General features: G+C 39.0%; 26 protein-coding genes and 1 pseudogene. 19 read left to right on the top strand and 8 right to left on the bottom strand.

The features are described from left to right. Nucleotides 1-683: 683 nt before the first annotated feature. The 4 genes and pseudogenes from I6F44_RS19705 to hslR form a co-directional block, all read right to left on the bottom strand. Nucleotides 684-1,793: pseudogene (locus tag I6F44_RS19705) on the bottom strand (PepSY-associated TM helix domain-containing protein). Nucleotides 1,794-1,976: 183 nt separating this feature from the next. Further along, nucleotides 1,977-3,515: a phosphoenolpyruvate carboxykinase gene (locus I6F44_RS18680; RefSeq protein ID WP_024591432.1), complete on the bottom strand. Its 1,539-nt coding sequence runs from the start codon at nucleotides 3,513-3,515 to the stop codon at nucleotides 1,977-1,979. Between the two features lie 267 nt (nucleotides 3,516-3,782). Further along, nucleotides 3,783-4,628 (bottom strand): Hsp33 family molecular chaperone HslO, encoded by an 846-nt coding sequence (gene hslO, locus I6F44_RS18675; protein WP_007586592.1) that lies wholly within the window; start codon nucleotides 4,626-4,628, stop codon nucleotides 3,783-3,785. Between the two features lie 12 nt (nucleotides 4,629-4,640). Then, nucleotides 4,641-5,063, bottom strand: coding sequence for a ribosome-associated heat shock protein Hsp15 (gene hslR / locus I6F44_RS18670; protein WP_007586590.1), 423 nt, complete (start codon nucleotides 5,061-5,063; stop codon nucleotides 4,641-4,643). A gap of 210 nt (nucleotides 5,064-5,273) precedes the next feature. Between hslR and gspC the strand changes: the two genes are divergently transcribed. The 13 genes from gspC to I6F44_RS18605 all read left to right on the top strand — a co-directional run bounded on the left by gspC (nucleotide 5,274) and on the right by I6F44_RS18605 (nucleotide 17,281). Beyond that, nucleotides 5,274-6,215, top strand: a complete 942-nt coding sequence (gene gspC, locus I6F44_RS18665; protein WP_024591433.1) for a type II secretion system protein GspC — start codon at nucleotides 5,274-5,276, stop codon at nucleotides 6,213-6,215. Between the two features lie 23 nt (nucleotides 6,216-6,238). Beyond that, nucleotides 6,239-8,302: a type II secretion system secretin GspD gene (gene gspD, locus I6F44_RS18660; protein WP_197161890.1), complete on the top strand. Its 2,064-nt coding sequence runs from the start codon at nucleotides 6,239-6,241 to the stop codon at nucleotides 8,300-8,302. After that, nucleotides 8,295-9,860 (top strand): type II secretion system ATPase GspE, encoded by a 1,566-nt coding sequence (gene gspE, locus I6F44_RS18655; protein WP_010555415.1) that lies wholly within the window; start codon nucleotides 8,295-8,297, stop codon nucleotides 9,858-9,860. Before gspD ends, gspE begins: the two co-directional genes overlap by 8 nt. A 2-nt stretch (nucleotides 9,861-9,862) precedes the next feature. Then, nucleotides 9,863-11,098 carry a type II secretion system inner membrane protein GspF gene (gspF, locus tag I6F44_RS18650; RefSeq protein ID WP_002962033.1) on the top strand — a complete coding sequence of 412 codons (1,236 nt, stop codon included), beginning with the start codon at nucleotides 9,863-9,865 and terminating at the stop codon, nucleotides 11,096-11,098. Nucleotides 11,099-11,179: 81 nt separating this feature from the next. Next, entirely contained in the window at nucleotides 11,180-11,602 is a 423-nt protein-coding gene (gene gspG, locus I6F44_RS18645) for a type II secretion system major pseudopilin GspG (protein WP_007586585.1), read from the top strand. Between the two features lie 49 nt (nucleotides 11,603-11,651). Continuing rightward, nucleotides 11,652-12,239, top strand: a complete 588-nt coding sequence (locus I6F44_RS18640; RefSeq protein WP_197174343.1) for a type II secretion system protein — start codon at nucleotides 11,652-11,654, stop codon at nucleotides 12,237-12,239. Continuing rightward, nucleotides 12,239-12,613: a type II secretion system minor pseudopilin GspI gene (gene gspI, locus I6F44_RS18635; RefSeq protein WP_002962039.1), complete on the top strand. Its 375-nt coding sequence runs from the start codon at nucleotides 12,239-12,241 to the stop codon at nucleotides 12,611-12,613. The genes I6F44_RS18640 and gspI overlap by 1 nt, the downstream gene beginning before the upstream one ends. Then, nucleotides 12,614-13,252 carry a type II secretion system minor pseudopilin GspJ gene (gspJ, locus tag I6F44_RS18630; RefSeq protein WP_010555413.1) on the top strand — a complete coding sequence of 213 codons (639 nt, stop codon included), beginning with the start codon at nucleotides 12,614-12,616 and terminating at the stop codon, nucleotides 13,250-13,252. Continuing rightward, on the top strand, nucleotides 13,245-14,234 hold the full coding sequence (gene gspK, locus I6F44_RS18625) for a type II secretion system minor pseudopilin GspK (RefSeq protein ID WP_169061445.1): 990 nt from the start codon (nucleotides 13,245-13,247) through the stop codon (nucleotides 14,232-14,234). The genes gspJ and gspK overlap by 8 nt, the downstream gene beginning before the upstream one ends. Next, entirely contained in the window at nucleotides 14,231-15,439 is a 1,209-nt protein-coding gene (gspL, locus tag I6F44_RS18620) for a type II secretion system protein GspL (RefSeq protein ID WP_007586580.1), read from the top strand. Before gspK ends, gspL begins: the two co-directional genes overlap by 4 nt. Beyond that, nucleotides 15,436-15,909, top strand: coding sequence for a type II secretion system protein GspM (gene gspM, locus I6F44_RS18615; RefSeq protein ID WP_010555411.1), 474 nt, complete (start codon nucleotides 15,436-15,438; stop codon nucleotides 15,907-15,909). The genes gspL and gspM overlap by 4 nt, the downstream gene beginning before the upstream one ends. Before the next feature lie 3 nt (nucleotides 15,910-15,912). Continuing rightward, nucleotides 15,913-16,671: a type II secretion system protein N gene (locus I6F44_RS18610; protein ID WP_197174342.1), complete on the top strand. Its 759-nt coding sequence runs from the start codon at nucleotides 15,913-15,915 to the stop codon at nucleotides 16,669-16,671. Nucleotides 16,672-16,693: 22 nt separating this feature from the next. Beyond that, the gene (locus I6F44_RS18605; RefSeq protein ID WP_007586574.1) at nucleotides 16,694-17,281 is read left to right on the top strand and encodes a UPF0149 family protein; all 588 of its coding nucleotides are present in this window, start codon (nucleotides 16,694-16,696) and stop codon (nucleotides 17,279-17,281) included. A gap of 27 nt (nucleotides 17,282-17,308) precedes the next feature. Here I6F44_RS18605 and I6F44_RS19750 read toward each other — a convergent pair whose 3' ends face one another. Then, nucleotides 17,309-17,515, bottom strand: a complete 207-nt coding sequence (locus I6F44_RS19750; RefSeq protein ID WP_007586570.1) for a hypothetical protein — start codon at nucleotides 17,513-17,515, stop codon at nucleotides 17,309-17,311. Continuing rightward, nucleotides 17,515-17,874 carry a hypothetical protein gene (locus I6F44_RS18600; RefSeq protein WP_007586569.1) on the bottom strand — a complete coding sequence of 120 codons (360 nt, stop codon included), beginning with the start codon at nucleotides 17,872-17,874 and terminating at the stop codon, nucleotides 17,515-17,517. Before I6F44_RS18600 ends, I6F44_RS19750 begins: the two co-directional genes overlap by 1 nt. Nucleotides 17,875-18,162: 288 nt before the next feature. Between I6F44_RS18600 and ccoG the strand changes: the two genes are divergently transcribed. The 4 genes from ccoG (at nucleotide 18,163) to I6F44_RS18580 (ending at nucleotide 21,967) form a co-directional block, all read left to right on the top strand. Continuing rightward, nucleotides 18,163-19,593: a cytochrome c oxidase accessory protein CcoG gene (gene ccoG, locus I6F44_RS18595; protein ID WP_007586568.1), complete on the top strand. Its 1,431-nt coding sequence runs from the start codon at nucleotides 18,163-18,165 to the stop codon at nucleotides 19,591-19,593. 86 nt (nucleotides 19,594-19,679) lie between these two features. After that, nucleotides 19,680-20,654 carry a serine/threonine protein kinase gene (locus I6F44_RS18590; protein WP_101217255.1) on the top strand — a complete coding sequence of 325 codons (975 nt, stop codon included), beginning with the start codon at nucleotides 19,680-19,682 and terminating at the stop codon, nucleotides 20,652-20,654. A gap of 34 nt (nucleotides 20,655-20,688) precedes the next feature. Next, complete coding sequence (locus tag I6F44_RS18585; protein WP_007586563.1) at nucleotides 20,689-21,312, top strand: thiol:disulfide interchange protein DsbA/DsbL; 624 nt, start codon at nucleotides 20,689-20,691, stop codon at nucleotides 21,310-21,312. A gap of 16 nt (nucleotides 21,313-21,328) precedes the next feature. Next, nucleotides 21,329-21,967: a thiol:disulfide interchange protein DsbA/DsbL gene (locus I6F44_RS18580; RefSeq protein WP_197174341.1), complete on the top strand. Its 639-nt coding sequence runs from the start codon at nucleotides 21,329-21,331 to the stop codon at nucleotides 21,965-21,967. A 66-nt stretch (nucleotides 21,968-22,033) separates the two neighbouring features. Here I6F44_RS18580 and trmA read toward each other — a convergent pair whose 3' ends face one another. Then, on the bottom strand, nucleotides 22,034-23,131 hold the full coding sequence (gene trmA, locus I6F44_RS18575) for a tRNA (uridine(54)-C5)-methyltransferase TrmA (RefSeq protein WP_121954891.1): 1,098 nt from the start codon (nucleotides 23,129-23,131) through the stop codon (nucleotides 22,034-22,036). 162 nt (nucleotides 23,132-23,293) lie between these two features. Here trmA and I6F44_RS18570 point away from each other — a divergent pair, with 162 nt between their 5' ends. Further along, nucleotides 23,294-24,433, top strand: coding sequence for a DUF5610 domain-containing protein (locus I6F44_RS18570; RefSeq protein WP_024592129.1), 1,140 nt, complete (start codon nucleotides 23,294-23,296; stop codon nucleotides 24,431-24,433). 65 nt (nucleotides 24,434-24,498) lie between these two features. Then, nucleotides 24,499-25,299, top strand: a complete 801-nt coding sequence (gene murI / locus I6F44_RS18565; RefSeq protein ID WP_121954890.1) for a glutamate racemase — start codon at nucleotides 24,499-24,501, stop codon at nucleotides 25,297-25,299. Here murI and I6F44_RS18560 read toward each other — a convergent pair. Continuing rightward, nucleotides 25,262-25,741: an RNA recognition motif domain-containing protein gene (locus tag I6F44_RS18560; RefSeq protein WP_007582860.1), complete on the bottom strand. Its 480-nt coding sequence runs from the start codon at nucleotides 25,739-25,741 to the stop codon at nucleotides 25,262-25,264. The two genes, murI and I6F44_RS18560, sit on opposite strands and share 38 nt — an antisense overlap. Nucleotides 25,742-26,084 lie beyond the last annotated feature (343 nt).

Genomic DNA, 26,084 nt, shown 5'->3' with positions numbered 1-26,084 from the left:
ATGATAGTGTAGCATTTGCTATGTGAAAGTAGGACATTACCAGGCTTCAAATTGTAGAAAGCCCGAATCTAACGATTCGGGCTTTTTTACGTCTGCAGAAAAGTGAAATGCGCGCAATTAACACACACTCACATCAACACACATCACGTAGGTCGGCCGAGCGTAGCGACTCCCGACGTTAAAATCACAGCAAAATCCCTTAATATCTCAGTCGGCCAATAAATTAGCATTTACTACGTGACTCTCCACCGCTGTGGGTATCGTGACATTACGCAGGCTTCACATTGTAAAGAGCCTTGCTTTAACTATTCAGTAGCCTATTAGACATTCCCATTAGGTATATAGCCTTATTTACAGACACTAGTAAGCAATTAATTGGGTGGCACTATTGTGCGCTAAGTTTACCTAAGTGATTTACCGCATTACATCTGTAACTAACTGTAGTTTTAGCGCGTGCAGAATAAATACACATACCTGATAATTATACTAATCGGCAATAATACCTAATCAATTTGGTGGATTGAACTTGACGTTAATTGCGTTAGAAATTTCTGATATACGATTGCATGGATACAGAAGGTTGAGCAACTTAGGAGTAATTGGCGAGAACAACGAAATAAAGAAATTTTTGTCCTCAAATAGATCATTTAACTAGGGAGATTGGCGTAAATTTTATTTTATTTTTATATTTTCTTGGTTCTAACTAACCACCTATATACGCCAATAAAGAACAATGCAGCAGGTCCAAAGCCACTCAGCACCCAAATGACTTTTAAAATGTTACCGCCAATGCTGCCGTCATGTAGAGGGTGTATCCAGTTTTTTATTTTACTAGCCGTACTTTGCTTATCTATATTAAACACGCTCTCTAACTTTCCTGTAAGTGCATTAACTTCTATATAGCTATGTGGGAAGCGATACGAAGGATCGTCTACAGTTTGAAATCTAAATCTGTAAATAGCATTTAAGTTTGAGGGTGTTTCAATCCAAGCTAAACGCGCACTCGGTAATGCTTTTTGTGCTATTAGTATTGCTTGCGATAAAGGAATATTGAATTGTTTACAAGGCTGTATTTGTGTTTTTGGTGGGGAGTTTATATCGTCAACTAGGGCTATTAATATAGGATCTGTTTGTTTTGGAATAGCGAGCATAACACCTGTAACAGTTAAAGCTAGTAGCGGTATGCAGAAGGTTAAACCAATTAGTTTATGCCAGTCGTATAGCAAACCTATTTTAGAGCTACGAGATTTAAATTTTAGTGTCTTTACCCACTGCCCAGGCTTTGGAAACCAAGCAAAGAATCCAGAGATAAGAAGAACTATTGAGGCTATGCCTATATAGCCAACAACGAGAGTGCCCGTTGCTCCTGTTAGTAATGAAAAATGTAAGTTGTACATCCAAGTTACTAAGTATTTTCCCCAATAGTTTTTACGTATTACTTTATCACTACTGCTAGATAGCCATACCATTAAGGGAGCAAAGCCTTGCTCTTTTGTTTCTATGGGATTGTAGTAGCGTGCGGGTATAATTGAGTTCACACCTGTGTTTTCTAATCGCTATGGCCCTAGTTTTATAGGAAAATTGGCTCTTAGCGTATTATATGCTTGATCACAATTAGGTGGTTTTGTATTAGTGGTAGTGTCATTAATTGGATTTAACAGTGAGTCTATTTGTGGGTAATAAACTAATACGGAGCCAGAAAGGCTAATAATAGCAAGTAAAACACCTACCGAGAGCCCTAAGTATAAATGTAACCGCCTGAATATTTTTCGCCATGAAAGCTTTAGTGTCATTAATTAAATAGTCGTAATGAGTAATGCAGGTTTATTGGGCATTAAAGAATGATTAATTACGCGGTATATTATATGGTTTTTTGATATGAGTTGTGCGGCATTTTGTCGCACTTATTAAATTAGGTATTTAGAAAGTAAAACGCCAGCTCTTGGCTGGCGTTAAAGTACAAGCTTGAAGCTTATTTAAGCTTTAGGTCCTGCATTTTTTATATCGTCTGATACGTCATACTTAGCAAAGTTTTCAGTGAAGTCTGCGGCAAGTTTTGCTGCATATTCATTGTACTTAGCTTTGTCTTCCCACGTATTAATTGGGTTAAGTAAGTTAGTATCTACACCTGGAACTGCTACCGGTACATCTAGGTTTAAAACATCAATGTGCTGAGTTTCAACACCCGCTAATTTACCAGATACGATTGCATCAATTACTGCACGAGTAGTTGGGATATCAAAACGTTTACCTGTGCCGTAAGGGCCGCCAGTCCAACCTGTATTCACAAGGTACACTTTAGCGCCAAACTCGCGTACACGCTTCATAAGAAGCTCAGCGTAAACACCAGCAGGGCGTGGGAAGAATGGTGCGCCAAAACATGTCGAAAATGTTGATTCAATATCGCTAGTTGAACCAATCTCAGTAGAACCAACTTTTGCTGTGTATCCACTTAAAAAGTGAAAAGCAGCAGCTTCTTCGCTAAGTATAGAAACGGGTGGTAATACACCGCTTACATCACAAGTTAAAAATACAACAGCCTTAGGTTCTCCTGCGCGGTTTTCTACTTTACGTTTTTCAACGTGTTCAAGTGGATATGCTGCACGGCTATTTTGAGTAAGGCTAGTATCGTTAAAATCTGGAACGCCTTTTTCATCTAACACTACATTTTCTAAAATAGTGCCAAAGCGGATAGCATTCCAAATTACAGGTTCATTCTTTTGTGACAGGTCGATACATTTAGCATAACAACCGCCTTCAATATTAAACACGCTTCCAGGTGCCCAACCATGTTCGTCATCACCAATTAAAAAGCGAGTAGGATCTGCTGAAAGTGTTGTTTTACCCGTACCAGATAAACCGAAGAATAATGCTGTATCGCCTGCTTCACCAACATTAGCAGAACAGTGCATTGGTAATACACCTTTTGCTGGTAGTAGGAAGTTTTGTACAGAAAACATCGATTTTTTCATTTCACCGGCGTAACGCATACCTGCTAGTAATACTTTACGCTGCGCAAAGTTAATAATGACGGTGCCATCGCTATTTGTGCCATCACGTTCTGGCTCACATACAAACGAAGGAACGTTCATTACTTGCCATTGTGGTAAGTTTGAAGCGTTATAGTTCTGCGGTTCGATAAACATGTTTTTGGCAAAAATATGGTGCCACGCTGTTTCTGTAGTTACAACTACAGGTAGATAATGCTCAGGGTCTGCGCCAACTTCTAGGTGAGAGGTGAAGTGGTCATTACTTTGAACATGTGATTCTACGCGAGCCCATAATGCGTCAAATTTGTCTGCATCAAATGGACGATTAACGTTGCCCCATTGAATATCATTTTGAGTTGTTGTTTCTTGTACAATAAAACGATCTTTTGGTGAACGACCAGTTCGTTTTCCTGTAATTGCAACAAAAGCACCATTTGCGGCTAAAGTACCTTCGCCACGGCGGATCGCATGCTCGACAAGTTCAGCTGCGGTTAAATCGACAAAACGTGTAGCGCCTGTAGTCATGTTTATACCTAACTATGTGTGAGAGTTTGAACGGATAGCTCTGGGGTTATCAGTGCCCTTAAACTGAAATTATAGTAACAGAAGGTTTTAAGATATTCGAGCCCGTAAAGCCTCTAAAAACACATATATTTAAGAAAAAACATGAATAATTTCAATGATACCGGTGTCATGAAATTAGCAGAAAAGATGACACCGGTATCATCTTTTTATAATATAAAACCGCATATTTTGCGGCTTTAATTACTATATATAGATGAAGCTGAACATTTAGTTGAAAATGCTTTTTATATCTTGTTCGTTAAAAACATACTCTTTTAAACAGTAATGACAGTTAATATTAACAGACCCTTTTTCAGCTACGTCTTTAAGTAGTTCTTCTTGTCCAATATTAACAAGTGCAGTAATTGTCTTATCACGACTACAACCACATTTGAATTTAATCGCTTGAGGTTCAAATACGCGAGGATTATCTTCGTGATAAAGGCGTGTAAGGACAGTATTAGCATCAAGGTGTAATAGTTCTTCATCTTTAATGGTGTTACTTAATGCTTCTAGGTGTGCAAAGTCTTCAATTGATTTTTGTTTATCAACTGGGAGTACTTGTAAAAATAGACCACATGCTTTTGCGCTACCTTCTGTTGTGTCGGTTGCAAACCAAAGGCGTGTTTTTAATTGCTCTGACTGCTCAAAGTAACTTTCGATACATTCACTCAGAGTATCATGCTCTAGCGGAACTATACCTTGGTAACGTTCACCCTTACTTGGTGTAATAGTGATCACCATATAGCCTTGACCAATAAGCTCTTTTACAGTTGTGCCCGTAATTTCGCTTTGCAGGCGTGCAATACCACGCATGTTTTGTTTATCATCACCATTTATAACTGCATATTTAACTGGGCCATCACCTTGAAGCTGTACTGCAATTTCACCTTCAAACTTTAAAGTGGCGGTTAATAAACAGGTTGCAACAAGTAACTCACCTAGTAATGCTTTAACAGGGTCTGGGTAATTATGGTCGGCAATCATTTCATTATAAGCATTCTCGATTTGTACGAGTTCGCCACGAACATCTAGTTCGTTGAATAAATAACGGTGAAGTAAATCTTGTTGCATGAGCGGCTATACCTAACTTGATTTCATTTTTAAAAGTTCGCGTCTTTGCTTTTTATCCGGTTTTTTATCCGGATGAGGAGCAAAAAAGCTGTTATTTTTGCGTGCGATGCTGTTCTCTTCGCGTTTAGCAATACTTGCATCAGATTCTTGATACATGGTCTGTGCAATGGGGGCGCTTTGACGTTTTTCAAGCACTGAGAGTATAGTTATCAGCTTTTCATCTACGCCCTGAGCCAGTTTTACTTTTGCGCCAACGTCTACTATTTTACTCGCTTTTGTACGTTGCCCATTATAATGTACTTTGCCGCCTTGCACCATTTCGCGTGCAACTGCACGAGTTTTATAAAATCGCGCAGCCCATAACCATTTATCTAATCGAACTTTTAACCCATCTACAGGGTCTGAGCTGGTATTAGCATTACTTTTTTTACTCATAAGGCATTTCCCCACGTTTTTATAGCTTAAAATTTATCATGAAATCATCGTAGGATGAAGGTATTACAACGGCAGTTTACTTTTTGTACTGTTATGTAAAGTTAATTTAATCTGTTTACAAAGTTTAATATTAGTGTGCTTGTTGAAAGAAAAATGAAAGGGTACTATGGGTACGCGCTAACGCAGTAAATTAAAATAAGAACACTATTTATGGAACAGCAAATCCAACAACTAAAACAATTTTTAACTCGTTTACCGCATGCTAAGTTAAGTGCATTAGTGACACTGTTAGTTGTTGTTTATCTTGCATTTTTATTATCAAAACTTGTTTGGCTTTTGTGGCCAAAACCACCAGTAACTCTACTTACCCCTACTCATTATGCTAACCAGTCATCTGGTGCGAGTAACAACTCAGCGCAGCATATTATTGAGCAATTTTTATTTGGTAAAAAAACTGTAACAAACAACAATAATACTGCAAAGCAATCGCAGGTAATAAATAATGCGCCAGAAACGCGCTTAAGTATCAATTTAACCGGCATTGTAGCGGTTAATAACGATGACAAAGCAGGTATCGCAATTATTGAATCACAAGGTAAGCAAGTAAGCTATCTTGTTGATGAAGTAGTATCGGGTACGCGTGCTGAAGTTGCACAAATATTGCCGGATCGTATTATTTTGAGTGTTAATGGACGCTTTGAAACATTAATGCTTGATGGACTCGATTTCAGTAAGAAGGTGTCTATGCCAGTACTCGCTGCGCGTGATGATGCTGAAATGGGTCCGCAAAAATTAGAACCAAGTGATCTACAAATAGATGCCACTGCAGATCCAGACGTTAAAGAAGCAATTATAGAAACACGTGAAGAGTTACTCGAAGAGCCGGGCAAGCTATTTGACTATATACGTGTTTCACAAGCCATGAATGATGGTGAGCTAATTGGATATCGCTTAAGTCCAGGTAAAGAGCCTGAGCTGTTTAAGCAAATGGGTTTAAAAAATAACGATTTAGCCATTTCTATAAATGGCTATCAACTAACAGATTTAAAACAGGCTATGTCAGCTATTAATGAGCTGCGTAATAGTACAGATGCCAATATCACTATAGAGCGTGATGGTGAACAAATTGATGTGCAATTTAGTCTGCAATAATTTAGCTTTGGAGTTTTAATACGATGGTTCAGGTGCTACACCTCAAAAAAATTAAAAAAGGGTTAGCTAAGTACGCAGCACTTTTTTTGGCGGCAAGTATTTCTTTGTCTGTTTCTGCTGTTGAATATGCTGCTAACTTTAAAGGGACTGATATCAACGAGTTCATTAATATTGTTGGTAAAAACCTTAATAAAACAGTCATTATTGACCCTAACGTGCGCGGAAAGGTAAATGTTCGCAGCTATGAGTTAATGGACGAAGCACTTTATTATCAGTTCTTCTTAAATGTATTGGAAGTTTATGGCTACTCAGCTGTTGAAATGGACAATGGCATAATTAAGGTAGAAAAAAGTTCAGACGCTAAAAAATCAAATGTGCCACTTATTGACGAAGGTAGTGAAGCTAGCGGCGACATGATGATTACGCGTGTTGTACGTGTTAAAAATGTAAGTGTGCAGGAGCTTGGTCCTCTAGTTCGTCAATTTAGCGATCAAAAAGATGGTGGCCACGTTGCTAACTTTAATGCGGCTAACGTAATGATGCTAACAGGTCATGCTGCATCGGTTAATCGCTTAGTTGAGATTATTCGCTCTGTTGATCAGGCGGGTGACAAGCGTGTAGACATTGTTAAGCTTAAATATGCGACGGCAGATGATGTTGTCTCTGTAGTAGACAATATTTATAAAGACAGCGGTAAAGGCAGTGTGCCTGAATTTTTAATTCCAAAAGTTGTGGCTGATGGCCGAACTAATAGCGTTATTGTAAGTGGTGAAGGCCAAGCACGTACACGTGCTATTGAGCTTATTAAGCGCTTAGATGGTGAGCTAGAAAGCCAAGGTAATACTAAGGTGTTTTACCTAAATTATGCTAAAGCTGAAGATTTAGTAAAAGTATTGCAAGGTGTTAGTAAGTCACTTGTTGAAGATGCACAAGGCGGTACTACTAAGACCCGTAGCAGAAGCAATAATGAAAGCAGTATAGAGTCTCACCCAGACTCAAACTCATTAATTATCACCGCACAGCCAGACACAATGCGATCATTAGAATCAGTAATTGAACGCCTTGATATTCGCCGTGCCCAAGTACTGGTTGAAGCGATTATTATTGAAGTAATGGAAGGCGACGGGGTTAACTTAGGCCTGCAGTGGATTTCTGAGCAGGGCGGTATGTTGCAGTTTAACAACGGCACTACGGTTCCCGTTGGTTCATTAGCTGTTGCTGCAGAGCAAGCACAAGATACAACTGTAACTAAAACTATCATTGGTACAGAAACTGGAACCGTTACTAGTTATGACGAAACGACTGAGGGTGACTATGATGCGCTTGCTTCATTGCTAAGTGGCATTAATGGTTTAGCGCTGGGCGTTGTTAAAAATGATTGGGGCGCAATTATTCAGGCTGTTGCCACTGATACAAATTCAAATATTTTGGCTACCCCTTCTATTACTACAATGGATAACGAAGAAGCCTCTATTTTAGTCGGTCAAGAAGTGCCTATTATTACAGGCTCACAAACAGGCAGTAATAATGCTAACCCATTTCAAACAGTTGAGCGTCAAGAAGTAGGTATTAAGCTGGTAGTTACGCCACAGATTAACGATGGCTCTGCAGTACAGCTTACTATTGAGCAAGAAGTATCGAGCGTAAGTGGTGCAACTGCGGTTGATATTTCAGTAAATAAGCGTTCAATTAAAACCACGGTAATGGCCGATGATGGCGGCATGGTTGTACTTGGCGGTTTAATTGACGAAGACGTACAAGAAAGTGTTTCTAAGGTGCCGTTATTAGGCGATATCCCTATTTTAGGACACCTGTTTAGATCAACAAATACAACGCGCCGTAAGCGTAATCTTATTGTGTTTATTCGCCCAACCATTATTCGTGATGGTGTAAGCATGAATAAGTTAAGCTTTAATAAATATAACTTTATTCGTGGTGAGCAGTTTAAACAAAAAGAAGACGGTATTGAGTTAATGCCAATGACTGATACGCCTATTTTACCTGAGTGGAATGACGAATTAGTACTTCCCCCTACGTATGAAGAGTCTCTGCGTAAACAAAATGCACAAGAGCGTAAAGATGACTAATGCGATTCAAGAGATAAACCAAGATGTGGTTCATCCTAAAACGCATAATCAGGATGAGCTATTAACGAGTGATGTGTTAGTTGAGTTACCAGCAAAGCGTTTGCCGTTTTCCTATGCAAGACGTGCAGGTGTGTTGCTTGGTAAAAACAAAGATCACCGTATAGTTTACTACCGTGGTGAGCTAGACGTGGAAGTACTATTAGAAGTACGCCGTATCGCAGGCCATGGTTTTACACTTGAGCAATTGGCTGATGATAAATTTGAGCTACTGCTTGAAGCGTCATACCAACGTGATAGCTCTGAAACACAACAAATGATGGAAGATATTGGCAACGAGGTTGATTTATTCTCACTTGCTGATGAACTTCCGCAAACTGAAGATTTACTAGCTGGTGACGATGATGCGCCAATAATCAAGCTTATTAACGCCATGCTAAGTGAAGCGATTAAAGAAGGGGCTTCTGATATTCATATCGAAACCTTCGAACAAGAGCTTGTTATTCGCTTTAGGGTCGATGGCGTGCTTAAAGAAGTACTTAAGCCTAATCGTAAACTTGCATCGTTACTTGTGTCTCGTATTAAAGTAATGGCTAAGCTTGATATAGCCGAAAAACGCATTCCACAAGATGGCCGTATTAGCTTACGTATTGCCGGGCGTGCAGTTGATGTGCGTGTGTCTACAATGCCATCGAGCTTTGGTGAGCGTGTAGTACTGCGTTTACTTGATAAAAACAACGCGCGTTTAAACCTTGAAGATTTAGGTATGACCGCAGATAACCGTGCATTGTTTTCAGATTTAATTAGTAAACCCCACGGCATTATTTTAGTAACAGGGCCAACGGGCTCTGGTAAAAGTACCACTCTATATGCTGGTATGAGCCAAATTAACTCACGCGATCGCAATATTCTTACCGTTGAAGATCCGATAGAGTACGAAATTCCAGGCATTGGGCAAACACAAGTTAATGCAAAAGTTGATATGACATTTGCACGTGGTTTACGTGCAATATTACGCCAAGATCCTGATGTAGTAATGGTGGGTGAAATACGCGACCTTGAAACTGCGCAAATTGGTGTTCAAGCGTCACTTACCGGCCACCTTGTTATGTCTACTTTGCATACAAATACCGCATCGGGTGCAATTACACGTATGGAAGATATGGGTGTTGAACCATTCTTACTTTCATCGTCGTTACTCGGTGTGTTGTCGCAACGGCTAGTACGTACATTGTGTAATACCTGCAAAGAAGGTCACACGGCTGATGAGCATGAATGCCAGCTGTTAGGGGTTCCTTTTGAAAGCCAACCGACAATTTATCGAGCAGTAGGGTGTGAAGAGTGTAACTTTAATGGCTATCGTGGTCGTACGGGTATTCACGAGTTACTTGTAGTTGATGAAACAATACGCGAAATGATTCACAACGGTAAAGGCGAGCAAAGCGTAGAAAAATACATTCGTAAGCGCAGCCCAAGTATTCGCCAAGATGGGTGTAGCCGTGTACTTGTAGGTAAAACAACACTTGAAGAAGTATTGCGTGTTACCCGTGAGGAAGGTTAACTATGGCGGCGTTTGAATACCGTGCCTTAGATGGCCGAGGTAAAGAAAAAAAAGGCATTTTAGAAGCCGATACAGCTAAACAAATTCGCCAAACTTTACGTGATCAAAAACTTACGCCGCTTGAAGTTGTCCCTGCGGCGCAAAGTGATAAACAAGTCAAAGGTGAAAAAGCCCCTTTACTCGGTGGCTTTTTTAAACCGACAATTTCAACCTCAGACTTAGCACTAATTACAAGGCAATTAGCAACACTTATTCAATCGGCACTCCCTGTTGAAGGCGCTGTTATGGCGGTTGCTGAGCAATGCGAAAAGCCGCGTTTAAAGCGTATGCTTATGTCGGTACGCTCAAAAGTGGTTGAAGGTTACACACTTGCCGATGGCCTTAGTGAGTTTCCTCATGTTTTTGACGATTTATATCGTGCAATGGTAGCCGCAGGCGAAAAGTCGGGTCACCTTGACCAAGTACTTAATCGTTTAGCCGACTATACCGAGCAGCGCCAACATATGCGTAGCCAAATAACTCAGGCTATGGTTTACCCTATTATTTTAGTGGTATTTGCAATCGGTATTGTGTCGGTATTGCTTGGTACTGTAGTACCAAAAATATTAAAAACGTTTGAAAAAACAAAACAAGTACTTCCTTGGACAACCGAATGGGTTATGGCAGGCAGCCATTTTGTGCAAAATTATTGGTTTATTAGTTTAATAGCTATTACAGCTATAGCCATTGGTATTAAGCATGCACTTAAGCAGCCTAAAATACGTTTTTGGTGGGATGACCGAGTACTACATATGCCAGGTATAGGTAAAGTGGCTCGTGGTATTAACACCGCACGTTTTGCGCGTACTTTAAGTATTTTATCGTCAAGCTCGGTACCATTGCTCGAGGGGATGCGTATCTCGGGCGGTGTATTAATTAACGAAAAAATTAAAAAAGCGGTTGCAGATGCATCCGATAGAGTGAGCGAGGGTGCAAGCTTAAGAGCTGCACTTCAGCAAACTAAGTTGTTTCCACCAATGATGCTGCATATGATAGCAAGTGGTGAAAAATCAGGTGAACTAGAGCAAATGTTAGAGCGTGCTGCAAATAACCAAGATCGCGAATTTGAGAGCATGGTTAATGTATCGCTTAAACTACTAGAGCCTGCGATGATCGCCTCAATGGCGGTTATTGTATTATTTATAGTAATGGCAATATTGCAGCCAATAATGGCGATGAATAAAGCTGTTGGACTTTAAGTTAGAATAAACTTTTAAATATATTAATGGTTTTACCTAAACCATTTTTACTTAATGTTTTTAGAATAATGAGGTAATTACGTGAATAAACAATCAGGTTTTTCTTTACTAGAAGTGATGGTGGTACTGGTTATCATCGGAATGATTATGTCAATTGTTGCACCTAACATTATGGGTCAGCAAGAAGAGGCTGCTATCGATAAAGCGCATCTAGATATTCAGCAATTAGAAGATGCAATGAGCTTATACAAGCTTAAAAATAAGAGCTACCCAAGCACAGAGCAAGGTCTTGAAGCGCTAGTTACTCAAACAAGCATTGAACCGGTTCCAAAACGTTTCCCTGACGGTGGTTTTATTAATGAATTACCAGAAGATCCATGGGGTAATCTATATCAGCTAATTAGCCCAGGTGAAATTGGCAAGTTTGATATTTTTTCTATGGGCCCAGATGGTGAAGTAGGTACTGATGATGATATCGGTAACTGGGACGAAGAAAAACAATAATGCTTAAGTACACTGCTTTGTATGAATATGTTAATGCTAGAGGCTTGCTATGAAAGCAAGCCTTGAGCAGCGCCATGCAAAAAGTAGAGGCTTTAGTTTAATAGAAATTTTAGTGGTATTAGTGATCATCGCTTTTGCTACAAAAATGGTGGTATATAGCTTAGAAGGCGGTGCTGAGGAAGAGTTAGATACTCAAGCATTAAGGCTGCATACCACCATTAACATGGCATCGGAATTTGCCATTTTAAACCAAGTTGAATTGGGCTTATTAGTAGAAGAAAATACGTTAGAGTATTTAGTTTTCGATGGTGAAAAGTGGATTACCTTTGACCGTGAAGATCTTTTTAAACCAATAGAGTTAGATGAAAGATTAAAGCTCACGCTTAACTTAGAAGATTTAGCGTGGGCGCAAGATAACCTCTTGGAGCAATCTAACTGGCGCGAACTTATGAGTGGCGGCGATGAAGACAGCTTACTTGAGCTTAAAAAGTTGAAAATCCCACAAGTACTTATTTTGTCATCAGGTGAGGTAAGCGCGTTTCAACTTATATTAGAGTTAAAAGAGCAAAGCGAACCTGTGTATTACATTGAAGGTGAATTTGCTGCACCAGTAAACTTTCGCCGAGAGCCAGAATAATGAAGCGCACTAAAGGGTTTACTTTATTAGAGGTGTTAGTGGCATTAAGTATTTGTGCCATGGCGGGTATAGCTGCAATGCAAGCAACAAGCGAGCACATACACCACTTAACGACTATTGAAGAGCAAACCTATGCATCTTGGGTCGCCGAAAACGTTATTATTGAACAGCGTACTAAAGGCGAACAATGGCAAGGTAAAAATAACCTTAAAGGCAGCGAAGTAATGGGCGGTGTTGAATGGTTTTGGCAGCAAGAAGTAACAGCCACTGCTGACAAAAGCTTTGTTAAGTTAACCATAAATGTTTTTACGGATGAAAAATATGAGCATTCGGCATATGAGTTATCAACGTATCTCAATAAAGGCAAAAAGTAAGTGAAGCAGCGCGGGTTTACATTACTTGAAGTTATGGTAGCACTGGGTATTTTAGCTTTTGTTATTATTGCTACTCATCAAATACTCGAGACGACAACAAGAGCAAAAGATGCCTCCGATGAAAAAATTGCTGAGTTAAATGGGTTGCAAACAACATTTAGGTTAATGGATCAAGATTTTAGCCAAATGACCAAACGTGCAGTACGAAACGAATCTGGTGATGTTCAGGAACAATACTTACTTGCTGGTCGTTACGTTTTAGAAAGCCAATACGATGGTATTGCGTTTGTACGAGATGGCTGGATAAATCCAATTAATTTATTGCCACGTTCAGAACTACAAGCCGTTGGTTATAGAGTGATAGACGATAACCTTGAGCGTGTTTATCGGGTTTATGTTGATCAGCTTGATAATATGGAACCGCGAGTTCAACGTGTACTAGAAAATGTTGAAGAGCTTAAGTTTGAGTTTTTGGATGATAAAAACGAATGGCAAGAACAGTGGGAAATTAAAGCTCTCCCTAAAGCGGTTGCTGTTACTTTGCAACAAATAGAAGCAGAGCCAATTCGTCGTGTATTTTTAGTTCCTGGGCAAGGCAAAGTTGTTGCTACACAAAGTACGGATGTGAATAATGGTTAAGCAGCAATCATCGCGCGGCGCAGCACTTGTTATTGTTTTGTTTATTGTGGCATTAGCGGCTATTTTAGCAGTAGAAATGAGTGCTAATTTAATGGTTCAAGTGCAAAAAAGTACTAATTTGCAAGGTCATCAGCAAGCTAAATGGTACGCTTACGGTGCAGAAGAGCTTGCTATTAAAGGGCTAATACAAAGTAAAAAAGATGATGCTGATAAAACAACACTTGATCAAGTTTGGGCAACTCAAGGTGATGCTTCATACCCTGTTGATAACGGCACGTTAAGTGGCAAAATTACTGATTTACAAGCATGTCTAAATTTAAATGCTTTAGCCATAGCGCCAGAAGAAAATAGCGCAAGTAAAACAAACCCTGCACATAAAGCACTATTTGCATTACTTGAAAACATTGAAGATTTACCTGCTGATGAATCAGAAGAGACAATGGCAGATAGCGTATTTGATTGGCTTGACGAGGACAGTATTACATATCGCTCAGGCGCAGAAGAAGACGAGTATTTATCACGAGATTTTCCGTATATGACAGCCAATAGTTTATTTGCATCAGCATCGGAATTACGCTTGGTTAAGGGCTTCAACCCATTAGTGATGGAAAAAGTACTGCCATATGTATGTGTAATACCAGGCAGTACGCTTTTATCTATTAACGTAAATACATTAATCCCAGAGCAAGCACTTATACTCAGTGCCTTAATAGAAAGCTTGAGCTTATCTGGTGCAGAGGCTGTGATAGGTGCAAGACCGCAAACTGGCTTTGACACCATCGATGAATTTTTTGAACAGGTGAAGCAACAAGGCGGTACTAATACCGACTCAGTCAAAAGTTTATTTAGTATTAAAAGCGAATATTTTAAATTACAAACGCAGGCAAATTTTGTCGACCTGCGTTTTTCGATGACCACATTACTGCACGCTAAAGACGGTGACGTAACGATACTGGCGCGAAAATTTGGAGGCGTACAGTGACAGAAATACTGTTGATCCGCACGGGTCAAACCGAGCAAGAATTGCTTAATTGGTTGATTTACTCACCACAAGAACAAGAAATAATAGCCAGTGGCGAGTTACCAAATGCAGAGCATTTAAGTGAGCTAAGCGAAAAAGCACTTACCCGAGAAGTGGTCGTGTTGTTACCAAGTGATCAAGTGCAATTAAAAACGGTCGCTTTGCCAACAAAATGGAATCGCAAGCTTGAGCAAGCATTGCCATACATGCTTGAAGAAGATATAGCATGTGACGTAGATGAACTGTTTATAGCAGTAGCGCAGCCGACAATGCTTGGTGAGCAACATGCAATTCGTGTCGCAATGACAGACCGTGAATGGTTTGAACAATGGCTCGCATTATTTGTAGAGCATAATCTATCAGTATACAGAATATTACCCGATGCTTTGTTGTTACCGCTTGCAGATGATGGCGCAGTCACCGCTATCGAGCTCAATAACCAATGGTTATTTAAGCAAGGGCAATGGCATATTGGTGCGGTTGAATCTAGTTGGTTAAATGGCTACTTAACAGCCATGGGTAATCCTGATATTAAGCATTTTAGCCCAGCTAGTCAGTTTCCAGAAAGCGTTAACTTACAAGCGCAAACAAGTGAGTACGACTTACCTCTAGCATTATTTGCAAAGCAGTTAGATAGCGTTAATTTTAACTTACGCCAAGGTATGTATCAGCTTAAAAAGCAAAGCGCCTTATGGTGGGGTTACTGGAAAGGCGCCGCAATTATAGCAAGTGTTGCATTGGTTTCTACGATTACAATAAAAGCTATTGAGTTACACCAACTTAATACACAAGTAGAATTAGCTAAAGCTCAAGTAGTCGACAGATACCAAAAAGCATTTCCAGGAACTAAAGTTCGCCCCAATCTAATTAAAAGCCAAATTAAAGGCGCGTTAGATAAAGTGCAAGGCTCAAGTGAGTCGGGCTTTTTAGACTTAACGACTAATTTGGTTGATGTATTTTCGCAAGTTAGCGAATTTACACCTGAAACACTTCGTTATGACAAACGTCGCAATGAGCTGCGCATTCGTGCACGCGCTAAAGACTTCCAAACTTTTGGTAAAGTAAAAATCATACTTGAAAAACAAGGTTTAACTGTTGAGCAAGGGTCTTTAAATAATGACGGTGATTATGTCGTTGGTGAAATTAAACTGCGAGGTGCAGTATGAAAAAGCAGTTAATGCAACAATGGCGCTCGCTTAAAGAGCAAGAACAACAATTGGTAATGGTCGCTGGTGGCGTGTTTATTATTTTTGTTTTAGTAATGGGAATATTTCGACCATTAAATAATGCGATAGAAAAGGCACAGCAATCTCAAATTAAACAACAAGAGCTATTAGCTTGGGTTGATGACAGTATTGTTAAACTAAAGGCTGCGGGTAACACCAGTGTTGCTAGCAATGCAAACTTAAGCCAAATTGTTAATTCTACACGTGGGCGCCATCAAATAAGTATTAGTAAAATGCAGCCAAGTAGTGATTCGCTACGTTTGACGCTCGACTCTGTAGAATTTAATCAGTTAATAGAGTGGTTAGATGAGCTAGTGAATCAGCACGGCTTAAAAATTGAAAACTTAGATTTGAGCCGCGATGATAAATCAGGCTATGTGCGTGTAAGCCGTTTAGTATTAGAGAATTAATTAATGAAAAAAATAATAACGTTATCGGCTGTCTTTTTAATTAGTTTTATTGTGTTTTGTATTATTAAATTACCAGCACATATTGCACTAGATATAGCAAAACCGTACTTTCTAAAGCAATTAGAAGTAGGCCAAACTGTAGGCACTGTTTGGCAAGGTCAAATGATGCAAGTTCGTTTTGATGGTGAACAGTTAAATAATGTGCGTTGGGACATTGCTGGCTGGAAGTTATTTACAGGCAAGCTAAATGCGAATGTGAAGTTTGGTAATGCACGAGAGCGTAGTGATATCTCGGGTTATGCTGATGTAAGTTATGGGCTTTTTAATCAAGAAGTTAAAGTGACTGACGGCCTAGTGCGCTCAACAGTAGAGCGTGCAATGCAGCGCGTGCAGCTTCCCCTACCTGTAACCGCTAAAGGACGTGTAATTTTAGAACTTGATGAATACAGCTCAGGTGCACCTTATTGTGATTCACTAAAAGGTGAAATAGCGAGCCCTAATATTGACGTGCAAGGCTTAAATGGGTGGTTTAATATTGGCCCTCTGGCTGGTAAGTTAAGCTGTAAGTCGGGCGATATTGCTATATTAATTGACCCAGATAATACGCTTGGCCTTGAGGCAGATGCTACACTTAAAGCTAATTTCGACTTTAGTGTGGCAGGTTATGTAAAACCAGATGCTAGCTTACCTAAAGATGTACATGATGCGGTTAAATTTTTAGGCCGACCAGATAGCCAAGGTCGTTACCCGCTCAACTTTTAATGTTTGAATATAAAGAGTTTTAATGCAAATACCCCAATTTACTGAGCTGCACGCAAAGCAGCTCAGCACATTTTTAAATACCCAATCTCAAGCAATGACCCTTCAACAAAGCCAAGGCTATTTATTTGGCGTTATTTGTTCGCCCAATCCATTAGATGTGCATGAGTGGCTTGAGCAGATATTACCAAATACAGCTAATGATTTAGATGAAGAAGTACTTTTCTTGTTTATGGCGCTATATCATAAAATTAGTGAGCAAGTATTTGAAACAGGATACAAATTACCTAACACATTTGATGCTGAGTTTTGTAAGTCATGGAGTAAAGGTTTCTTAGTTGCAACCAAAGCTTACGCAGAGCCTTTGTTAAATGCACCGCAATTAGACACTGACTTTAAACAAGCATTAGAAAGTGCGTTAAGTACATTAAGCTTTTTTGCACTCGACCAGCTTGCAATAGCTCAGATTGCCAAACAAAATAACATGACTATAGAAGCCTTGTGTCAGTACCAATATGAATCAATGGGTGACTTTGCATTAGGGTTTGCTGAACTAATTGAAGTGGTCGCAATTAATAGCGGTTTGATAACCGACGAGAGTTGGGAAGAGTAATTATTAATACCAGGCGCTTAGTTTAATCTAAGTGCCTAGCTCTAATATAATATCCGTGCAGCCTTGTTTGCACTTTACTACGCCTTTACCAGGTTCACTGGTGGCTAAATTAAGTGTTAAAACCCCATTACACTTCTCACACTTTAACGTTTTGCCTTGTGCCAATTGCTTGAGCATATTGCGTTGTTTATGAAATGAGTCGCTTGCTTTTTTATTTAATCCTGAAAAATCCACTACTTTGCTCGCTTTTGCTCTAATGCTTCAGTCACTATTTTACATACTGTATTTAAACGATCGCCATAAAAATAAAGGTTTAAGTCACGTTCACGACAATAGCGTAGGTGAAATAACTGAACAGAGTCATCTGTTGTAAACGTTTTTTCTACGTACTCACCCTCAGATTCAGACAATTTAAGTTGAGTGCTGATTCTATTTTTAGCCATATTTGCAGCAGGGCTTCTGTTAACCTTACTTGCATCACTTAAAAAACCAATGCCTTCACCTAATAACCTTTCGCGAGGTTCTTTTATAAGCGGATGATCGATTGTAAAAAAGGCAAGGATCACAACTACCAAAATAATAAATTTTTTCATGGATACGTAAACCTTGATCTAAGTAGGGTTGAATTACCATGCAGTGTAATAAACTGCATTTTAAAAGCAAGTAACTGGGATGAATAAATTATTAGCGATCTATGCCAGTAATTTTAACCAACATTGTTATAATGGTTAACAGCAGTCAGATATTTCTGAAATATCTGAAAGTATTCGAGAAGGCAATTTATTAAAGTAAATCTGCCTAGCAAGTAACTTGCTAGCTTTAAGTATAGAGTACTTGAGTATTGCTGGATTTTTATTTCCAAGCGGCGTTGAGGAACTTCGATGGACAAGCAAATTAAAGTAAAGAATATCCCTGTAGAGGTGAAAATCCAAAAACCGGATTTAAGCCGTCAAGATGATAGGTTCAATCCCCGAAATCGTATTTATGTGCGTGCCGTAAAAGGCCTACATCAATTACTTAGGCAGCGCATTGGCTTTTTAGGCCTACTTGCGTTTATGTTACTTCCTTGGATTAATTTTAACGGCCAGCAAGCAGTACTGTTTGATCTAATTGGTCAAAAATACAATATTTTTGGTTTAACGCTATGGCCTCAAGATTTTACCATATTAGCGTTTATTTTTATGCTGGCAGCATTTGCGCTGTTTTTAGTGACCACCTTCTATGGACGGGTGTGGTGTGGCTACACATGTCCGCAAACTGTTTGGACCTTTATTTTTATTTGGTTTGAAGAAAAGCTTGAAGGCACAGCTAATCAGCGTAAAAAACTCGATCAAAGACCCATGAATTTTGATAAGTTTTGGCGTAAAACGGCAAAGCATACTAGTTGGGTATTGTTTTCGTTATATACCGCTATTTCTTTTGTGGGTTACTTTACGCCAATCAGAGAGTTACTTCCTGATTTTGTAACGTTTAACGTGGGTGGTTATGCACTAGTCAGTATTATTTTCTTTGCTGCGTGTACCTATGGTAATGCCGGTTGGATGCGAGAAATTATGTGTTTACACATTTGCCCTTACTCTCGTTTTCAATCAGCTATGTTTGATAAAGATACATACACTGTAACGTACGACGAAAGCCGTGGTGAAAGCCGTGGTCCTCGTTCACGTAAAGTAGATCATGAAGATTTAGAGCTAGGCGACTGTATAGACTGTAACTTGTGTGTTCAAGTGTGCCCAACAGGTATTGATATTAGAAATGGGTTACAAGCTGAGTGTATTAACTGTGGTGCATGTATTGATGCGTGTGATGGCGTAATGGATAAAATGGAATACCCGCGTGGGCTTATTTCATATACGACAGAGCGAAACCTCGAAACCCCAGAAAATAAAACGAATCCACTACGAGCTAAAATCATTGGTTACACGGTCATACTTGTTGTGCTTACGGGAGCACTTGTAGCTAATATAGCGCTGCGTAAAACAATGGACTTTGATATCATTCGTGATCGAAATCAATTATATCGTGTCGATTTTGATGGTTTAGTAGAGAACACCTATACATTAAAGGTAATTAATAAAGCGCAGTACGAGCAAACCTTTAATATTAAAGTGCAAGGGTTAGATAACTTTAAGTATATTGGTAAGCAGTCATTTACTGTGCAGGCAGGGCAATCTCATAATGTGCCATTGTCGCTTGTAATGGACCCTTATGATTTGAAGGTGTCGATGACAGAGTTTAACTTTGTGCTTTCACCGGTAGATGAGCCGGATGAGACAATATCGCAGTCGAGTAACTTTTTTAAAGCGCGATAATCACAACCTACCTTAAATAGGTAAGTTGATATAGCAATTAACAAAAGCGGGTATATAACCCGCTTTTTATTTTATATAAGAAGAGTATGAGTAAATTTAGTTTTATTGACTTAACACCTGACCTAATACTCGATGCAATAGAAAGCGTAGGTGTGTACGCCGAATCTGGTTTGTTGGCACTCAATAGCTATGAAAACAGAGTGTACCAATTTAAAGCCGATGATGGTCTGCGTTACGTAGTGAAGTTTTATCGCCCAGAGCGCTGGAGTAAAGAGCAAATTCAAGAAGAGCATGACTTTGCATTTGAACTGGCAGAAGCGGAAGTGCCTGTTGTTGCCCCTATTTTATATAATGGGAAAAGCTTGTTTGAACACGAAGGTTATTTGTTTGTGTTGTTTCCAAGTGTCGGCGGGCGTTTATTTGAGGTTGATAACTTAGATCAACTTGATGTAATGGGGCGTTTAATTGGCCGTATGCACCAAGTAGCTAAAACAAAGCCTTTTACTTATAGGCCAACAGTTACCTGCGAGGAGTATTTACATACAGCCAAAGTTCATCTTCAAAAAAGTAACTTAGTGCCTATGGGAATAAATACTGCCTTTTATACTATTTTAGATTTAGTGATAGAGCAGGCGCAAAAACAGTATAAAGATGTGCAAAGTATTCGCTTACATGGTGACTGCCACGTTGGTAATATTTTGTGGGCAGGTGATGCGCTCATGTTTGTTGATTTAGATGACAGCCGCCAAGGTCCTGCAATCCAAGATTTATGGATGATGCTCAGTGGCGATAGAGCGACGCAACTGTTACAGTTAGACACCCTTGTGAATGCGTATGAAGAGTTTTGTGATTTTGATCACTCTCAACTCAAATTAATTGAACCGCTGCGAGCGATGCGTATTATCCATTATATGGGATGGGTAGCTAAACGATGGAGCGATCCTGCCTTTGTGCGGAACTTTACATGGTTTGCTGATGACAAATACTGGGAGCAACAAATTTTAGCACTGAAGGAGCAACTTGCAGCACTGCAAGAAGCACCGTTAAAGTTATTGCCGTAATATTTTATTTAAAGACAAGTACAACGAGATACAAATGCTTAAAAAATTAAAACTGAGTTTATTACTTTTATGTTTACCATTTGCAGCACTTGCTGCACAGTTTGAAGTTGATAATCAATACACTGTTATTGATGTAGACAAAAGTACATCACCACAAGTAACCGAATTTTTCTCATTTTACTGTCCACATTGTTTTAAGTTTGAACCAGTAGCAAAAGCAATTGAACAAGGCCTGCCAGAAGGCGCTGAGTTTATTAAAAACCACGTGAACTTTTTAGGTGGCGTGTCGCCACAAGCACAAAGTAATTTAAGCTTTGCCTACTTAATTGCTAAGCAGCATGGTCAGGCGCAGAGTATTAGCGATCAAATTTTTAAAAGTATTCATGTTCAGCGTGCTCCTTTAACTGAAATGAAAGACGTTAAAAAATTACTTGAAGTAAACGGTATTGATAGCGCAACGTTTGATCAAGAAATTGCAAGCATGCCAGTTATTTCGGCTGAGCAAGCAATGCAAAACAAACAAAATAAATATTCAAAATTAGGCGCACTTACAGGTGTACCTACTTTTATTGTTAACGATAAATATAAAATAAACCTCAACACCATCAAAAATCAAAAAGAACTTGATGAGTTAGTAGCGTTTTTATTAGCACTATAAATTTCGGAGCATAATAATGATTAAATTAGTTAAAGCAGGTTTGCTTGCAGTACTACTTCCTATGGCGGCAATAAGCTTTGCAGCAACGTATGAAGAAGGCGTGCATTACGACGTTGTTTCTGAGCGCGCAACTAAAAAGCCAGAAATTAAAGAGTTTTTCTCATTTTACTGCCCTGCATGTAATAACATGGAAGCACTAATTGGTGAGTTTAAGCCTAAGCTTGATAAAAACGTTAAATTTAAAAAGAGCCATGTTGATTTTGTAGGTGTACGCGACCCAGAAAACCAACAGATGATGAGCCAAGCACTCGCTACTGCAGAAGTGCTTCCGCAAAAAGATAAAATTGTCTCTGCAATCTTTAATCATATTCATACAAAGCGCGCTAGTTTTAATGAGCTTGCAGATGTAAAAGATATATTTGTAGCGCAGGGCGTTGATGGCGATAAGTTTGATAAGCTGTTTAAAAGCTTCTCGGTACGTACGCTGAGCTCTAAAATGAAACGTGATCAAGACTACTTTAAAGAAAAAGGCGCACTACGTGGCGTACCTACATTTATTGTAAATGGTAAGTATAAATTAAACCTAGGTCGTGAGTCGGGTATTACTGAACCAGAAGATATTAGCAAACTGATTAATTACTTAGCTAACAAGTAAGTTTAGCTAAAACTAAAAAAGCTCCTACAAGGAGCTTTTTTTATGGGTAACGTTTACTGAGCGTATTTATTTGCGCTGCAAGAAAACACCCGACTCAATGTGATGTGTATATGGGAACTGATCAAATATAGCAAAGCGCTTAACGTTGTGCGTACGTGTTAAGTGATCAAGGTCACGCTCAAGGGTTTCAGGATTACACGATATATAAATTATGTTTTCGTAATTAGCCACTAAGTCACACGTTAATTCATCCATGCCCGCGCGTGGTGGATCAACTAATATGGTTTGGCAGTCATAGCTTTTAAGGTCAATACCATCTAAACGAGAGAAAGTACGCTCGCCATTCATTGCTTGAGTAAACTCTTCACTAGACATACGAATAATATCTAAGTTCTCTACGTTATTTTTAGCAATATTGTATTGAGCAGAGTGAACAGATGATTTTGATATTTCCGTCGCTAATACTTTATTAAAACAGCCCGCTAATGCAATTGAAAAGTTACCGTTACCACAATACAGTTCTAGTAAATCATTTTTAAGTGGTTTACATAAATCTTGTGCCCACTCCAGCATATTAATATTTACTTTTGCATTAGGCTGAGTAAAGCTATTTTCTACTTGTTGGTATATAAGCTCTTGACCATTAACTGTTAAACGTTCAGTTACAAAGTCATCACCTAGTACTTCTTTTTGTTTGCGAGCTCGGCCTATAAAGTCAATTTTGTATTTACTGCTAAGCTTTTCTTTCAGTGCTTTAATTTCACTTAACCATTCATCATCCAGTGGTTTGTGATAAAGCAAGCTTACTAAAATTTCACCGCTTAGCGTGGATAGGTAATCGATTTGAAATAACTTACGACGTAATATTTCACAAGGCTTAAGATGCTCAATCATCACCTGCATTATTTCACCAACTAGAGGCGCTGCTGGATCAAATGTATCAACACGGATTTTTTCTTTTGTTTGTTGATCAAACATAATGTGAAACAGATCGTCACCGTCGTGCCATACTCTAAATTCAGCACGTTGGCGGTAGTTAGTTGGCTCTGAGCTAAATACTTCTAGTTGCTCCACACCAAAACGTTGGAACTGTGCACTAATACGCTGCTCTTTTTCACTTAACTGCGTTTGGTACTGTGTGGTATCTATTTTAATAACTGCCATTAACGCTACTACCTTATCTAAGATCTGTTTATCGGCGCTATTGTAGGGAGCGCTGCGTATTTGTCTAGTTTTGGCTAGCATTTATGCTGTTTTATTGAACATTGTACTTTAGTTTTTATTGTTATAGCCGATAATAAACTACGCACGCTTAGGAGACGAATCATGAAAATAGGTAATTATGGCTTTACGCCAAACAACAACATCAATAAATTCAATAATAAAGCTGATATACAGCAACCTACAATTACGTCTCCTCAAGATAGCTATCAACAACGAGGCCGAGAGTTGGCCGCAAAGGTGCTTGGCGATAAAATGGCTGAGCAGCTTGGATTGCCTATCGCAGAAAAAAAAGCAGATAAACCACTATTTGATTTTGATGAAATAGTAAAAAACGTACTCGATTTTGTGAGTAGTGCTGTTAATAAAGCAAAAGCTAATGGCGCTGATGACGAAAAGCTCAAAGATATGTTAGGCGACGCGCGCAAAGGGGTCCAAATAGGGATTGACGACGCTGTTGATGAACTCAAAGGTACAGGTGTATTTAATGATGACATGGAAGAGGGGATTAATAAGTCCAAAGAGGGAATTTACAATGGGCTCGATAAGTTTGAAGAGTCGTTATTTAACCCACAACCTGCCAGCGTAAATATAAGCCAGGCTCAATATGTCAGTATGACGAGTAATGCAGAGTATAAATTTACCACCGCAGAAGGTGACGAGGTAAGTATTAGCTTTGCAGATGCATTTGAATCTCAGTCGGCAAGTGGCTATCAGCAAAACAATAATGGCGAGTCGTTTGCAAGCTCATCATCGCAATCTCGACAGGTATCATTTTCGATGTCGGTTAATGGTGACTTAAATGAGCAAGAGCAAGAAGCTATTAATGTAATGATGGAAGACTTACAAGATTTAAGTAAAACCTTTTTTGGTGGTGATTTAGATGAAGCATTTGAACAAGCGCAAGAGCTGAGTTTAGACAGCGATCAGCTGGTGGCTTTTTCTATGGATTTACGCCAAACAAAAACAATAGCAACAGTTAAAAGCTATGAAGAATATAGACCAGCACCAGAAAAACAAGTAGCGGAGGGTTTAGCTCCTTTTAATGATGACCTTAAAAATGCTTTTGAAAAAGCGGGTGAGCTTGGATTACAAAATCAGCTAGCTGGCATTCTCCAATGGTTAAATCAAGATCAGGAGCAAATAGATAAGTTAGTAGATTACACAAAGTCTATGTTCGAAAACCTTAATCAGTTAAATTCGGCAGCCGACAGGCTTACTGATTTAGAAACCACGCAAAGTTAAACTACTTTCTTTTATAAATACCTCATGGCAAACTGCCGTTCTTAAAGTAAAGTGGGAACGGTAGTTTGTCAGCGCATATAATGGTCTTTGATTCAGGTATTGGTGGAACTACTGTACTTGAGCATATAAAGCAAAGTATCCCCAATGCTCAGTACAGTTATTTTATGGATAATGCATTACTACCTTATGGTGCTCAATCTCAAAAAACCATCATTAACCGATTATGCTCACTTATTCATTTCATCAAAGCTAATACGCTTAATGTTGATTTAATTGTAATAGCGTGTAATACCGCTTCTACATCTGCACTTAGCGCTGTTCGCCAAATGACAGATATTCCTATAGTAGGTGTTGTGCCAGCAATAAAGCCTGCGGCAGAGTTAACACGTTCAAATCATATTGGCTTATTAGCCACACCGGCAACGGTCGCCAGTTCATACACTAAAACATTAATTACTGAGCATGCACGTAATGTAACCGTTAATCTATATAGCAGTGTGGAGTTAGTAACTTTAGCTGAGCAATACTTTTTTACAGAGTCTTTGGATACAAACAAGTTGCATCAAGTGCTTGATGACCTACATATAGATAAAACTATAGATGTACTTGTATTAGGATGTACGCACTTTCCAATATTAGCAGAGCCTATTAGTCAGTATTTTGAAGGGAATGTAAAATTACTTGATTCAGGTGTAGCGATAGCAAACAGAGTCAACTACTTACTTAACCAACTTAACTTGTGTGTGAATAAACTAACAGACATAAAAAAGCCGCTGCAATATTATGCAACGGCTGATGTGTTTAGCAATAAGCTAGCGGTAAAGCTAGTTACACTGACTGATCCGTCTCAGTACGTAGAGCATTAGAATCATCTTCTTGTTTTTGTTTTGCTTCACGTACCTTTAAAGTACGTTGTTGGAACTCGCTATCGTTCAAGTTAGCAATTGCATTGTCTGCATCAGCTTGCGCCATTTCAACAAAACCAAAGCCACGACGCTTGCCAGTATTCTTATCCTTTAATAAACGAACATTGAATACTTTGCCTTGTTCTTCAAATAATGCACGAACCACACCTTCGTTTGCACGATAAGGAAGGTTACCAACATAAAGCGTTTTTGTTTTAACTTCAGCTTCTTCAGTCACATCAGATGACATTGCAGCAATAGCAATCGCACCTATTAATAAACCAGCACCAAATAGTAATGCAGGGTTTAAAGCTAAGCCGCCTAAAGCGAACTCAACAACAACAAAACCAACTACAGCAAGAATAACAGAGAAGATAAAAGATTTTTGATCGGGTAATTTCATTTTAGATCTACCAATAAACAGGAAATAAACATTAATTTAACATTGTGAACTTGCTATCTTAACGTCTAAATCAAACATAGCAATGATATTTGTATTAAATAATAAATAAGAGCACAAAAAAGCATCATCTTAGGAAGGTTTTCATATGGTTTTACGTGGTTTTGTTCTATTTTTGTTCGAACAGTAAAAAGATCTAAAAAAAGGGTTGATCTGTTTTCGGATCTCCCTATAATGCGACCCCACTGAGACGGGAAACGCCAACGCATAGCGAGGCACGAACTACTCAGAGAGTTAAATAAAACTTCGGTTTTAAATCTTCTAAAAAGAAAGTTTAAAACTAAGT

This window comes from Pseudoalteromonas sp. NZS11_1 (assembly GCF_015864275.1).
Taxonomy (GTDB): domain Bacteria; phylum Pseudomonadota; class Gammaproteobacteria; order Enterobacterales; family Alteromonadaceae; genus Pseudoalteromonas; species Pseudoalteromonas arctica.
Note: the sequence above shows the minus strand (reverse complement) of the source record. Positions and strands in the feature narration are given on the sequence as shown.